This is a genomic window from Rarobacter incanus (assembly GCF_006715765.1).
Lineage (GTDB): Bacteria > Actinomycetota > Actinomycetes > Actinomycetales > Cellulomonadaceae > Rarobacter > Rarobacter incanus.
In genome coordinates this window covers 1837188-1849851 of the sequence record NZ_VFNV01000001.1, presented here as the reverse complement: position 1 = coordinate 1849851, position 12664 = coordinate 1837188, and the positions used below count along the sequence as shown (strand labels likewise).

13 protein-coding genes and 3 tRNA genes are annotated in these 12664 nt (G+C 63.6%); 7 read left to right on the top strand and 9 right to left on the bottom strand.

What is annotated here, in order from left to right:
• Positions 1-48: 48 nt before the first annotated feature.
• The 5 genes from FB389_RS07670 to FB389_RS07650 form a co-directional block, all read right to left on the bottom strand.
• Positions 49-855 (bottom strand): metal ABC transporter permease, encoded by an 807-nt coding sequence (locus FB389_RS07670; RefSeq protein WP_170207929.1) that lies wholly within the window; start codon positions 853-855, stop codon positions 49-51.
• Complete coding sequence (locus tag FB389_RS07665) at positions 852-2036, bottom strand: metal ABC transporter permease (protein WP_246043584.1); 1185 nt, start codon at positions 2034-2036, stop codon at positions 852-854. The genes FB389_RS07670 and FB389_RS07665 overlap by 4 nt, the downstream gene beginning before the upstream one ends.
• A complete protein-coding gene (locus FB389_RS07660; protein WP_246043583.1) occupies positions 2033-2821 on the bottom strand; it encodes a metal ABC transporter ATP-binding protein in 789 nt (262 codons plus the stop codon). The genes FB389_RS07665 and FB389_RS07660 overlap by 4 nt, the downstream gene beginning before the upstream one ends.
• A gap of 1 nt (position 2822) precedes the next feature.
• A complete protein-coding gene (locus tag FB389_RS07655; protein WP_142112452.1) occupies positions 2823-3899 on the bottom strand; it encodes a metal ABC transporter substrate-binding protein in 1077 nt (358 codons plus the stop codon).
• Positions 3900-4006: 107 nt separating this feature from the next.
• Entirely contained in the window at positions 4007-4360 is a 354-nt protein-coding gene (locus tag FB389_RS07650; RefSeq protein ID WP_142112450.1) for a metallopeptidase family protein, read from the bottom strand.
• Positions 4361-4542: 182 nt separating this feature from the next.
• Here FB389_RS07650 and FB389_RS07645 point away from each other — a divergent pair.
• The 4 genes from FB389_RS07645 (at position 4543) to FB389_RS07630 (ending at position 6225) form a co-directional block, all read left to right on the top strand.
• A tRNA-Glu gene (locus FB389_RS07645) sits at positions 4543-4615 on the top strand.
• A gap of 92 nt (positions 4616-4707) precedes the next feature.
• A tRNA-Asp gene (locus FB389_RS07640) sits at positions 4708-4781 on the top strand.
• Positions 4782-4819: 38 nt separating this feature from the next.
• A tRNA-Phe gene (locus FB389_RS07635) sits at positions 4820-4892 on the top strand.
• Positions 4893-5115: 223 nt separating this feature from the next.
• Positions 5116-6225 carry a fatty acid desaturase family protein gene (locus tag FB389_RS07630; RefSeq protein ID WP_142112448.1) on the top strand — a complete coding sequence of 370 codons (1110 nt, stop codon included), beginning with the start codon at positions 5116-5118 and terminating at the stop codon, positions 6223-6225.
• Between the two features lie 21 nt (positions 6226-6246).
• Here FB389_RS07630 and FB389_RS07625 read toward each other — a convergent pair whose 3' ends face one another.
• The gene (locus FB389_RS07625; protein ID WP_142112446.1) at positions 6247-7284 is read right to left on the bottom strand and encodes an FHA domain-containing protein; all 1038 of its coding nucleotides are present in this window, start codon (positions 7282-7284) and stop codon (positions 6247-6249) included.
• A 112-nt stretch (positions 7285-7396) separates the two neighbouring features.
• On the opposite strand from FB389_RS07625, the gene FB389_RS07620 reads away from it, so the two are divergent.
• Positions 7397-7828, top strand: a complete 432-nt coding sequence (locus FB389_RS07620; protein ID WP_142112444.1) for a phage holin family protein — start codon at positions 7397-7399, stop codon at positions 7826-7828.
• A gap of 2 nt (positions 7829-7830) precedes the next feature.
• A complete protein-coding gene (locus tag FB389_RS07615; RefSeq protein ID WP_211344978.1) occupies positions 7831-8124 on the top strand; it encodes a hypothetical protein in 294 nt (97 codons plus the stop codon).
• A gap of 227 nt (positions 8125-8351) precedes the next feature.
• Here the strand turns inward: FB389_RS07615 and FB389_RS07610 are convergent, their stop codons facing one another.
• Positions 8352-8558, bottom strand: a complete 207-nt coding sequence (locus FB389_RS07610) for a BldC family transcriptional regulator (RefSeq protein ID WP_142112441.1) — start codon at positions 8556-8558, stop codon at positions 8352-8354.
• Positions 8559-8898: 340 nt separating this feature from the next.
• Between FB389_RS07610 and FB389_RS07605 the strand changes: the two genes are divergently transcribed.
• Positions 8899-9087 carry a DUF3073 domain-containing protein gene (locus FB389_RS07605; RefSeq protein WP_142112439.1) on the top strand — a complete coding sequence of 63 codons (189 nt, stop codon included), beginning with the start codon at positions 8899-8901 and terminating at the stop codon, positions 9085-9087.
• Between the two features lie 274 nt (positions 9088-9361).
• Here the strand turns inward: FB389_RS07605 and purM are convergent, their stop codons facing one another.
• Together purM and purF are read right to left on the bottom strand one after the other, a co-directional pair.
• Positions 9362-10486, bottom strand: coding sequence for a phosphoribosylformylglycinamidine cyclo-ligase (gene purM, locus FB389_RS07600; RefSeq protein WP_142112437.1), 1125 nt, complete (start codon positions 10484-10486; stop codon positions 9362-9364).
• Positions 10487-10560: 74 nt separating this feature from the next.
• Positions 10561-12102, bottom strand: coding sequence for an amidophosphoribosyltransferase (gene purF / locus FB389_RS07595; RefSeq protein ID WP_142112435.1), 1542 nt, complete (start codon positions 12100-12102; stop codon positions 10561-10563).
• Positions 12103-12664: the final 562 nt, after the last annotated feature.

Sequence of the window (12664 nt, the reverse complement as noted above, 5' to 3'; positions counted from 1 at the left end):
CCCCTTTTGCTCGCTCGCGGCCAACCACCCGCACCCGCGCACTCCCCCTCAGCGCGCCGCCCGCAGCCGCGTCACCCCGGCGCGCACCAACAGAGCACACACGAATAAGGCGGCCGCGAGCAGCGACATCGAACCGCCCGCAGCCACGTTCCAGGCCTTCGATATCTCCAGCCCGCCGAGCGTGCTAATGACACCGAAGGTGGCCGCCAGCGGCATCAGCAGGAACAGCCGCCCGGTCAACGCTCTGGCGGCGGCCGCTGGCCCCACTATCAACGCGATCGCAAGGATTGCGCCCGCTGCCGGCATCATCACGGCAACCGTCGCGGCAATGAGCACAAGCGCAATAACATCGATGAAAACCGGCGAGTACCCCACCGCCGCATAGCCGACGCGGTCGAAGCTAGAAAACACCAGTTCCTTACCCCAAACGCCCACGACAATGACCGCCGCCGCCAGGACCACGGCACTGGCCGCGACGTCGGATTCACGCACCGTCAAGATGGATCCGACCAGGTAAGAACTCACCGCGCCCGCGCGCGCGGGATTGAGCGATTGCAGCAGCATGCCCAGAGCAAACCCGCCGGTCAGCACCACGCCCGTCGCAACCTGGTCGCCCTGCCGCCGGACGCGGCTCAGCGCGGCCAGCACCGCAACGAGCACCAGGCTGAAGACCCCCGCTCCAAGGACCACATTCATTCCCATAAGCGCCGCGATGATGCCGCCGGGGAAGCTCGCGTGAGTGAGCGCAACCGTAAAGAACGCGCGCTTGCGCAGCAGCACAATCGGCCCCACGATCCCGGCCAGGAGCCCCAGCACCAGCGCTTCGCTTTGCGCCAATTGATAGAACGAGTTCACCCTCGCCCTTCCTCCCGTCCCCCATCGAATGCGGTGGCGGTGGCGGCTGCGCCGCCTTCGGCTCCGCCCCTGGCAGGTGCGCCGGCACCCGCCGCACCACCCGGCACACCGGCATCCGACATCGCACCATCCGCCGAAGCAACACCCGCCGCACCGGCACCCGGCACACCGGCATCCGACATCGCACCATCCGCCGAAGCAACACCCGCCTCACCGGCACCCGACGCCCCGGCACCCGACAACGCGGCGCCGCGCGCCGCCGCGCGGTCAACCGCATCGTGATCGGGGGCGCTGGGAGGGGGGGACGGGGAACTCGTCGGTGATTTTCCGTGCGATGCGAAGGCCCGCGCCAATAGGCCCATGGCCATGATGACCAGGTAGAAGGCTATGAGCGTTAGCACCGCGACCGCCGATGGCGATGCCGAAACGTCCTGGTTGACCGATAGATCGAAGCCCACGACCAGACCCACCGCGTTGGCCGTGACGGCCAGCGCAGCGGCAATCGGGGTAATAAGAAGGACCCTGCGCGTAACCAGGCGCGCCGCCCCCACGGGAACAATTATCAGGGCCAAAACCATCAGATTCCCGATGGCCTGCGACCCTGCGACGACGATTAGCGCGACCGCACTATTGAGCGCCACGTCGTACGGCAGCGTCGGGAATCCGGCCGCGGCGAACCCGCGCGCGTCGAAGGCTCGGAACAGGAACCACTTCCAGCCGATCACGATGATCAGGCAGGCCGCGGCGCTCACCGCAACGATCTGTCCGACCAATTGCGGCGGAATAGCGAGCAGGTTCCCGAACAGTAGCTGTTCCAGCTCCGAGACGTAACCTGATCGCCGCGAAACAAGCACGACCCCGATCGAGAACATGGACGTGAGCACGACCGCGACCGCGGCATCCGATCCAACATGGCGGCGGTCCAGGACCGTCAGCGTAACGGCGCCGATCATGGCGGCCGCGAGCGCGCCGACCACCATCCATTCCGTGCCGCCCACGATGTACCCGATGACGAGGCCCGGGAACACCGAGTGCGTCAATCCGTCGGAGACGAATTCGAGGTTTCGCAAGTTCACGAACAGGCCGATCATCGCGGCGGCGACGGAAATGACCGCCGCCACCAGCAGCGCCCTGCCCATGAAGGGAAGCGCGAATACCTGCGCAATGTCCGCCGGGCTCATCCGTGCCGGCCGTGGTCGTGATCGGGTGTGGTCAGGGTGTGTTCGTCGATCTCGACCCCGAGCCCGTGGAAGGTCGTTTCGATTTTGTCGAGGGTGAGGGTTGACGCGATGGGTCCGAACGCGATCATGGACTTATTCAGCAGCATGACGTGGCTACAAACATCGCGGGCAAGTTGCAGGTCGTGGGTGGACGTCACGATCGTCACGCCCTCCGCGCGCAGTTCGCTTACGAGTTTGAGGAGCGCATCGCGATTGGTCTGATCCAGGCCGTTGAAAGGCTCGTCGAGCAGCAGAATCCGCGGGCCTGACACTATTGCCCGCGCCAATATCCCGCGCTGCTGTTGGCCTCCGGACAGCTCGCCGAAGCGCCGCCGCTCGTGCCCGCTCAGCCCCACGCGATCTATCGCTTGCTTGACGGCTTCTTTGTCGGCGGCGCTGGGCCAGCGCATGGCACCCATCTGCCGGTAGCGCCCCATCATGACGACCTGCCGCAGGGTAACGGGAAATTCGGGGTCGAGTTCTTCCGTCTGCGGCATCAGGCCCACGCGGCGGCGCGCGTCCCTGGGAGATTCGCCCAGGACGCGCACCGTGCCGCTGACGCATCCGACCAGGCCCAGCAGGCCCTTGATCAACGTAGACTTGCCCGAGCCGTTCGGTCCGATCAGTGCGATCGCGTCACCCGCGCGCGCGTGCGCGGTTACGCCGCTGAGCGCGGGGGGTCCCCCGTAGCTGAAGGCCGCGTCCGCGAGATCAAGGCTCGGGGCAGTTCCATCCGTTCCAGTCACACTACGACTGTATGTCACTGGGGAGGGTGAGCGGCTGGGCCCCCCAGGCGCTGAGAATCACCGTCGTGTTGTGGATCTGTGCCTTGATGTAGGTATCCCCCGTCGATCCCGCGGGGCCGAGTGAATCCGCATACAAGGCATCCTCACCCGAGTAAACCGTTACGCCCGCGGACTTGGCCACCTGTTCTGCGGCCTTCGGATCGATGGCCGACTCGGAGAATATGGCCTTGACGCCCAGCTTCTTGATGTTGTCGATGAGGTCTTGAATCTGCGCAGCGCTCGGTTCCGCGTTGTCCTCGAAGTTCGGGATGATCGAGCCGACGAAATCGATGTCGAAGGCCTGGGTGTAGTAGTAGAAGGCGTCGTGGTTCGAGACCATGAGGCGTTTATCGGCGGGAACCTGGTCCACGCTGTCGGCGATCCATTCGTCCAGTTTCTTGAGCTTCGCGTTGTATGTCTCTGCATTCTTCTTGAAGCCCGCCGCGTTGGTCGGATCCTTGTCCGCGAGCGCGTCAGCGATGTTCGTCACCATGATGATCGCGTTGGCGGGGTCCATCCAGATGTGAGGGTTTTTGCTCTCCTCTTGTCCGGATTCGTTTTCCGTGTGCCCATCCGCATCCGCGTGATCAGCGTCATCGTGGTCGTCCGCGTGATCAGCGTCGTCCCCGTGGTCGTGGTCGTGGTCACCATCGCCGCCCAACTCGACACCCTGCGAAGAATCCACGAGAGTCCCCTTGAACCCGGCCGCCTCAGTCACCTTGGACAACCACGTCTCCAGGCCCGCACCGCTTTCGACAATGACGTCCGCCTGCGAAATGGCCAACAGTTCCGCCGCCGTCGGATCAAAGCTGTGTGCGGAAGCATTCGGTTGAATGAGTTGCGTGACCTGCGCCAGGTCGCCTACGACGTTTCGTGTGAAGTCCGCAACCTGCGTGGTTGTTGCGACGATCGCCAGGTCCGATTTCCCGGCGGAAGGCCTGGAGGACGAGGACGAGGAGGCCGCGGTTCCACCCGCGCACCCGGCGAGCGCCGCGGCCGCCAGGAGGGCGACGGGTACGGCCAGAACTGTTTTCTTCATCAATACCTACCTACTAGTTGACAACAGTTCTCACTATAGCCCTATTTGGTAATGGTTACCAATATGGAATAGCTGGAGCGGGGTGGTGGGCCTCGTCCCTCACTGAACTAAGCCCACCCGAGTTCGTGCAGGCGCGCGTCGTCAATGCCGAAGTAATGCCCGATTTCGTGTATCACCGTGACCGAAACTTCCTCAATGACCTGGTCAATCGTTTCGCACATGCGCAACGTCGGGAGCCGGTAGATGGTGATCTTGTCGGGCAGCGCACCCGCCGGACCCCCCTCACCAACAGCCGTGACCGGAAAACCATCGAAGTGCCCCAATAAGTGCGGGTCGTGGTCCGGAGCGTCGTCCTCCACGACAAAGGCGACGTTGTCGAGGCGCCGCGCAATCTGGTGCGGAATGCGATCCAAAACCCCCGCAACAATCGCCTGGAAATCGGCCTGGGACATCTCAAACATGGACCCATTGTGCCCGCCGCATTGCCCATCAACCACACGAAACGCGTCGCCCGGGACCCTCACGTTGCCGAAAGTGGCATTTTCCCATTATGCTAGGCGAGTTGTTCGGCCCCAGGCCGCGCGACTCCACGTTGCCGGGCGGTGGCTCACGGAATGCTCCAAGACCACGAACCGGGCAAGGCGCCCCCATCGTCTAGTGGCCTAGGACGCCGCCCTTTCACGGCGGTAACACGGGTTCGAATCCCGTTGGGGGTACCGATCGGAAGCGATTTCCCTCCGCGGAAATGATCGTGTACGATCGTGCAGGTTCGAAAGTGAAAAGTCGAACCAAGGTCTTGATTGATCAAGGCCCCGTGGCGCAGTTGGTTAGCGCGCCGCCCTGTCACGGCGGAGGTCGCGGGTTCAAGTCCCGTCGGGGTCGCTCGGCTCAGCAGCTGGCTCAGCCAGCCTGTGAGGCTAGGCTCTGTAGCTCAGTTGGTAGAGCGTTCGACTGAAAATCGAAAGGTCACCGGATCGACGCCGGTCGGAGCCACGTAGCGACTATTACATCGCTGCTGAACCCTTGCGTAGCTTCTACATCGCAAGGGTTCTTTTTTGCGCGCGGGTCGCCGCGCAGGCCAAGTCCCCGCCACACCCACACGCGGTACGCCCTAGCCCTATGCAGCGTCATGCCGTACTGTGACCTCAGTGATCGGCGACCGCCGGGCGCGCAATCCACCTGGCGCTCGGCCGCCGTCACAGAACGAGGTTAGAGTATTTCCACTCAACTCGCCGATGCCCTCGGCTCCCCCGCGACGACCACCCAAAAATACTCACGCAGCGAGGACTTCCCGCCGATCATCCGCGCTTACGCCAGGCTATCTGAGGTGGTCCGCGAGGCAGGACTGTTGCGGCGTTCGCGCCGCTTCTACCTTGCGACCGGCGCGGTCATCGCAGCTTTGTTCGCGCTTGCTATCATCGGTTTCGTTTTGCTAGGACACTCGTGGTTTCAGCTACTGATCGCGGCGGCGCTGGGGATTTTGTTCACACAGGTCGCCTTCTTAGCCCATGAGGCTGGGCACCGCCAAATCCTCTCCTCCGGCCCGGCGAACGATCGCCTGGCGCGGATCCTGGCGGCCTACGTCGGCATGAGCTATTCGTGGTGGGATGCGAAGCATACCCGCCATCACGCGAACCCCAACCGTGTCCGCAAAGACCCCGATATCGAGGTCGACACGATCTCGTTCTTGGACGAAGACGCCACACAGGCACGGGGGTTCCGCCGCCTGATAACCCGCAAGCAGGGCTGGTTCTTCTTCCCGTTGCTCACCCTCGAGGGGTTCAACCTGCACTTCCACAGCCTGCGGTTTCTTGTCGGTCCCGGAAAGGTGAAGTCCCGGTGGACGGAACTCTCCCTGATTCTGGTGCGCTCCGCGCTGCTATTCGTGCCCATCTTCGCACTTTTGCCGCTGGGGATGGCATTTGCGTTCGCGGGCGTGATGCTTGCAGTGTTCGGGCTCTATATGGGGGCATCGTTCGCCCCCAACCACAAGGGCATGCCGATCATCGCCCCCGATTCGAAGCTAGATTTCTTTTCCAAACAGATCCGTACTTCTCGCAACATTCGCGGCGGGTGGTGGATGACGGCGCTCATGGGCGGGCTCAACTACCAGATCGAACACCACCTATTCCCGAGCATGGCGCGTCCTCACTTGGCCAAAACGCGCGCGATCGTCAAGGAGTTCTGTGCTCAACACGATGTGCCATACACCGAGACGTCGCTATTGCGTTCGTACGCGATCGTGATCGGTTACCTCAACACCGTCGGCCTCGCCGCTCCCGCGCCATTCGAGTGCCCCATGGTCGCCCAGTTCAGACGCGGCTAGCGAGCGCCGGCGCCGCCCATCTCATCGCTCGCCAAGGTCCCAGGCTAGTTTCAAATCGCCGAGCTGAAAGCACCCGCCACGCTCGACGTGTACCGTCTGACCTGCACTAATGTGCACTACGACGCTGACACCGTCATCGCCGATCAGGCTCACACCATTTGTCGAACCGACATCCGTGACATGCAGAACATTACCGACGAGTTCCGCCAACCCGTGCGTTTTCGACACCGTCCGCGACGGGTCCACCAGAGTCAGGGTCGTTATCCCGGGGTAGCCTGCGCGATCGGGACGCCTACCCATGAGAACCTTCACGGCCTTGACCGGGTAGACGTTGCCCGTGGAATCGACCATCGTGAAGACGGCCTTCTCCGTGCTCACCGGTTCGCTCGGTGGGCGCGGGGCGCCACCCGGCGCGGACACGCCAGGGCCCGTCCCCCCAGGCCCACCCGACTCGGCCCCATCCGCTGCGCTTCCCGGCACGGACACCCCAGGCCCACCCGACTCGGCCCCATCCGCTGCGCCTCCCGGCGCGCCCGCAACCGCCCACGGCGCGCTGGGGATCGGTGCGCGCCACGGACGCTGGGCGGGTGCCGGTGCGGGCTGAGGCATTTCGTAGTCGGCGACTACCGCCAGGTCCCGCAATGCTCCCCGAACGGCAATATCCGCACCGGAATCGACTGCGATCAGGGCGCGGCAGAAGCTGGCCAGAAAGGACTCGTAGGCATTGAAGGCGGCAATCGTCGCGCCCCGATCCACTTCAACCGGAGCCACGAGAGTATAGCTATCGATTCCTGCGCTGACGGAGGTGTGCGATTCCAAGCGGCTGCCAATGTGAATGTGAAATTGCAAGTAGTCCCGGCGGGCAGCATCCGTGCCCCGGATCCCCAGGCGCGCGAACCCGCCCGCAATTTCGACAATATCGACCGCATATTGGGCCCGGTCCTGCGCGCGCGACGGGTACTCACCGCAGGAATTCTCCACGCACAAGACCACCGCTTCGGGCTCCGCCGACGTCATGATGTCGACCCCGGCGCGGGCCTGGTCCTGCGCTCTACTCACAAGAATTCTCCTTCACGCGTAGTCTTGTAACTGCGCTCGACTCATCCTAATTCTGATCGCTAGGTTGGCGTTAGCCGCGAAGTGCAGTCCGACGCCCCTTGAGGAGAACCCCATGACGACACCAACCGACCGACCACCGCTCAGCGCCGTCATTGCGCGTGCGATCACGGCAATCGTCGATCTTGCAAAGGCCGAAATCGCCGCGTACAAGAACTCATTGGTCGTCAAACTCAAAGAATCCGCGATCGCGATCGGCCTATTCGCTGCCGCTGGGGTGCTCGTCCTATTGACTGCCGTCTACCTTTCTGTGGCGGCCTATCAGGGTCTGTGCCTCGCGATGCCCGCCTGGCTTGCAGGGCTGGTACTTGCCGCCGCGATGGCCGTGATTGCCGCGGCTTTGGGAGCCATCGGCGCTTCCCTGATGAAGCGACACCAGGTGCCTAGCGCCGGTGAAGTGCCCGCCAAGATCAAAGATTCCCTCGCCGACAGCATCTCGCAGGCGCAACAGACCGCATCCGCACACGAGGAAACCCCGGAGGCATGAAAATGACCCACGACGCACCCGCGGAGAACGGCTCGGACGCCATCCCCTCGACTGCCAACGCCCGCAGGGAACTCGACGCCGCATTGGGTGAGTTGGTTGAACGAGTTCAGCCTCGCGCAATCGCCCGCGATCTCCAGGATGAGGGCAAGCGGACCGTCCGCGACGTAGTTGCCGCCGCAACGGGGAATGGGCTTCCCGCCGATGACTCTCGCCGTAAGAAGACGATCGCGGCGCTCGTGGCCGCGGGCGCCATTGCCGCGGGCGGAATCGTGAAGGCGATCCGCAGGTCTCGCTAGAAGCGCAGGTTCGCGGCCGCCGGGGCCAAGCGAGAGCGTCGGCTGCCTACTTGTCGACCACCTTGCCTGTCAGCCGCCAACTTACATACCCAACCGCCAGCCGGTCACCGGGTCGCCCCGGCGGGCACGACAGCCCCAGCCGCCTAACTATCGGCCGCCAGCCGACTGACTGCCCACTTGCCTGCCAATTGTTGGTCTGTCACCGGGTCGCCCCGGCGCAGCAAGCATCAGTTTCCGTGCTGACCCGCTTCAAAGTCTGCCAACAGGCTACGGACCTCGGATTCGCGGTAGCGGCGATGCCCACCCAGGGTACGGATCGAACTCAACTTCCCTGCCTTCGCCCAGCGCGTCACCGTCTTTGGGTCCACGCGGAACATGTTCGCGACTTCCGCGGGTGTCAGCAGAACCTCGGACGTCGAGGATGCAGTGGTCATCGTTCCACCTTCCTTCGGCGGGGGCCGCACAATCTACCGACCTCCGGCAATATGAATAACCAATACATCAAGCATGGACGAATCGACCAGTGTCCGACATAGACCTAAGGCCCAGGTTCGGGCGAAGAGTGCCATTTTTCCGTTTTGAAACGGCGTTTTTTCGGCGCGTCGCCCCGCCCGCAAAGGCGCTCCGACTTCGCTTGTGGCGAATCAAGCTCCCCTGAACTAGCCCCAAGGGTACTTGAACATGTACGGTAGTGCTACGAAACATTGATTGATCACCGAGGCCGCACGCCCAGGAGCGTCGCCGCCTCGCTTCCACGTTGAGGGGGTCGGAGCCATGGGCCGCGGCCGTCAGAAGGCGAAGCACACCAAGGTTGCTCGCGAACTCAAGTACTACAGCCCAGAGACCGATTATCGGGCTCTCGAGGCAGAGTTGTCTGGCAGTTCTAAAACGGATGTCGCCACCGAGTCACGGTGGGACGTACCGGAGGACGACGACGATAAGTGGTCATCGTACGGGCGTTGACGCACCGGTCCAGCTAGTGTGACAAAACGTCGCCGTGGGCAAACCGCGGAGGTACTGCGTCGCTGGAGGTAAGACGCCGTGACGGTTCCGGACCGCGCCTACGGGGAACGCCAGACCCGCACACCCAGCGTTCCACCGACCACGGACCGCGCCTACGCGGAAACACCAGACCCGCACACCCAGCGTTCCACCGCTTTCGGGCAGGACATACGGAACCATTGGTAGCTGCCGCGGGGTACGCGGCAGCGCGCCCCGCAACCAACCATCGACCGATTTATCGGTATTGACCGACTAGGTGCACCGCGCCGCCCTCGACGCCCTTGGTCCCTGCGACCAACGTCGAATCAGCGAGAGCTTCTGCGCCCCGCGCTGACGTTGCAGCTGCCACCTCGCCAATGACCCATGCTGGGGTCCCGAGCTGCCGCGCCGCACTCACGTACGCGTCGGCGCTGCTAGCGGACACGATCGCAACCATCCCAACGCCGAGGTTTAGCGTCGATTCCCAGTCGGCGACGGGAACGTTGCCGAGCTCCTTGATGACACGGAAGACTGCAGGCACCTCCCACGCGGAGCGGTCGACCGTCGCCACCATTCCCGCGGGCAACACCCGAGCCAGGTTCGCCGCCAGCCCGCCACCGGTAACGTGGGTCATCGCGTGAACGTCCAGCCCGTCGGTGCGGATGAGTTCGAGGCAGTCGCTTGCGTACACACGGGTAGGCTCCAAAAGTTCTTCACCGAGCGTGCGGCCAAATTCGGGTACCGGTTTGGTCAGGTCCCACCCCGCATTCGCGATGACCGCTCGCACCAGGGAATAGCCATTCGAGTGCAGGCCTGAAGATGCCAAGGCGACCAGCACATCACCATCTTCTACGCGTTCCGGCCCAAGAACGTTGGCGGCCTCGACCACGCCGGTCGCAGCCCCGGCCACGTCGTATTCATCGGCTGCAAGCAGGCCCGGGTGCTCAGCGGTTTCGCCGCCGACCAGCGCCGTCCCGGCAACCTCGCAGGCTTGCGCAATACCGCTGACAATCGCGGCTATGCGTTCCGGGACCAGCTTGCCGGTGGCAATGTAGTCGGTCATAAACAATGGCTCCGCGCCGACCACTACGATGTCGTCAACGACCATTCCCACCAGATCGAAGCCGATGGTGTCGTGGATGTCGAGCGCCTGCGCGATCGCTACCTTCGTTCCCACGCCATCGGTCGACGTCGCCAGCAAGGGACGTTCGTAACGCAACAAGAAGCTTGCGTCGTACATTCCAGCGAATCCGCCGACACCGCCCAAAACCGCATCGGAATGGGTGCGCTTCACCGCGCCCTTCATGAGTTCAACGGCGCGGTCGCCCGCCTCGGTATCCACGCCAGCGCTGGCATATGTCAATGCCGGTGGGTTAGTCACGGGTATCTCCTTGCAATGAGTCGGATGGTGCGTAATTGTTCCCGGGGCGTGCCAAGGGCCACCGCCGCCGCGACCTACGGGTGTTGAAGGGCGCCGGCACCGCCGGCACCGACCGTGAGCGAATGCAACCCGTCGTCGGGGTTGCCCATTGTCGGCATCTCCAGCAGGTGCTTGCCGCGACGCTCCTCCGACGGCAGCTCGATCGGGTACTCGCCCGTGAAGCAGGCTGCGCAGAGCTCGGATGCTGGCTGGTTGGAGGCAGCGATCATTCCCTCCAGCGAGATGTATCCGAGGGAATCCGCTCCCAGGGACGAGGCGATCTCGTCCGCGGAAAGCCCGTTGGCAATCAACTCAGCGCGGGACGCGAAATCGATGCCGTAGAAGCACGGCCATTTGACGGGAGGGGAGCTGATGCGGACGTGTACCTCATCGGCGCCGGCCTCGCGCAGCATCCGGATGAGGGCACGTTGGGTGTTGCCGCGCACAATCGAATCGTCGACCACGACGAGCTTTCGCCCGCGGATGACTTCGCGTAGCGGGTTGAGCTTCAGGCGGATACCGAGTTGTCTCAAGGTGTCCGAAGGCTGGATGAATGTTCGCCCAACGTAACTGTTCTTCGTCAATCCCTGCCCGAACGGGATCCCCGATTCTTGGGCGTATCCAACGGCAGCCGGCGTCCCGGACTCGGGAACCGGAATGACCAGGTCGGCCTCGACGGGGTGTTCTTGGGCGAGTATTTTGCCCATTTCGACACGCGCGGCATGCACCGAGCGGCCGCGGATCGATGTATCGGGACGCGCCAGGTAGACGTACTCGAACACGCATCCGGCCCGCTTGGGCTCCGCGAATTTCCTAGAAACTAGGCCGTCCTGGTCGATCCTGATGAATTCTCCGGGTTCGATTTCCCGGACGTAGCTGGCGCCGACGATATCGAGTGCGGGCGTCTCCGAGGCAACGACCCACCCGCGGTCCAACCGGCCTAGCACCAGTGGGCGCACGCCCTGGGGATCGCGGGCGGCGTAGAGGGCGTGCTCGTCCATGAAGACTAGCGAAAAGGCGCCTTCCAAACGCGGCAATACCTCCATGGCCGTTTCCTCGAGGGAGTGGCCGTCATCGCCCGTGAATAGGGCAGTGATGAGAGCAGTGTCGGTGGTGTTTCCGCGGGCAAGCTCGCCGCGTCGCTGCGCACCGTAACGCTCGGCGACCAATTCGACGAGGTCGGCGGTGTTCGTGAGGTTGCCGTTGTGGGCCAGCGCGACGGTCCCCGAGGCAGTCGCGCCGAGAGTAGGCTGCGCGTTCTCCCAGGTATTGCCGCCTGTCGTCGAGTACCGACAATGCCCCACAGCCAGGTGCCCGGTAAGGGCATTCAAGGCAGTTTCATCGAAGACCTGTGAAACCAAACCCATGTCCTTGTAGACGAGGATCTGTTCACCGTTCGATGTTGCTATTCCCGCCGATTCTTGCCCCCTGTGTTGCAGGGCGTAGAGGCCGAAGTATGCGAGCTTCGCTACTTCTTCCCCCGGTGCCCACAGACCGAAGACACCGCATTCGTCCTGCGGCCCCTTCTCATCCGGTAAGAGGTCATGATTCAGGCGTCCATCTCCGCGCAAAGCCACGGAATCATTGTCCCATATCAAGCGACCAATAGCCCGCGTGCGGATTTGCATGGCTACATTAGCCTGGATGAGCGCCGGGGAACACTGTTGTCGGTAGTTGCCAAGCTTCGCGGTGCGGTTCTCTTCGCACACGCCGCCAAGACGAGACCGCGGTTCCGATTGCCTCATAAACCCGCACCCCGCACCCGCCGACGGTGCCAAAGCCATAGCTTCACGTCCCGCGCATGCCCGGAGCTACTCGAAAGACCGCTCGTGCGTGCACCCGCTGGTACGCCCCGGCGGCCAGGTCCGCAGATCCACAACACCCGCAAGCCCGCAGACCCGCAGGCAGCCCGCAGGCGGCACGCAGGCACGTAGGCACGCAGGCACGTAGGCACGTAGGTGGCGGTAGCACGTCGACTTTGGTGGCAGGTCCAAGCGTCGGATTTGGTGGCGAGCGTCACCGGGGAAACCGCGCGGCGAACCGCGTGATTCCGGGCGCGCCGCAGCACCCCGCCGACCAGTTCCCACTACCCAATGCCCACCGTTATGTCCGTAGTGGGTGGTTTCTGTCGCGAGTCGG

Excerpts from the sequence above, each read along its gene's own strand:
- FB389_RS07665 (WP_246043584.1), bottom strand. The coding sequence starts at position 2,036 with ATGAGCCCGGCGGACATTGCGCAGGTATTCGCGCTTCCCTTCATGGGC.
- FB389_RS07655 (WP_142112452.1), bottom strand. The coding sequence starts at position 3,899 with ATGAAGAAAACAGTTCTGGCCGTACCCGTCGCCCTCCTGGCGGCCGCG.
- FB389_RS07650 (WP_142112450.1), bottom strand. The coding sequence starts at position 4,360 with ATGTTTGAGATGTCCCAGGCCGATTTCCAGGCGATTGTTGCGGGGGTT.
- FB389_RS07620 (WP_142112444.1), top strand. The coding sequence starts at position 7,397 with ATGACGACACCAACCGACCGACCACCGCTCAGCGCCGTCATTGCGCGT.
- FB389_RS07615 (WP_211344978.1), top strand. The coding sequence starts at position 7,831 with ATGACCCACGACGCACCCGCGGAGAACGGCTCGGACGCCATCCCCTCG.
- FB389_RS07610 (WP_142112441.1), bottom strand. The coding sequence starts at position 8,558 with ATGACCACTGCATCCTCGACGTCCGAGGTTCTGCTGACACCCGCGGAA.
- FB389_RS07605 (WP_142112439.1), top strand. The coding sequence starts at position 8,899 with ATGGGCCGCGGCCGTCAGAAGGCGAAGCACACCAAGGTTGCTCGCGAA.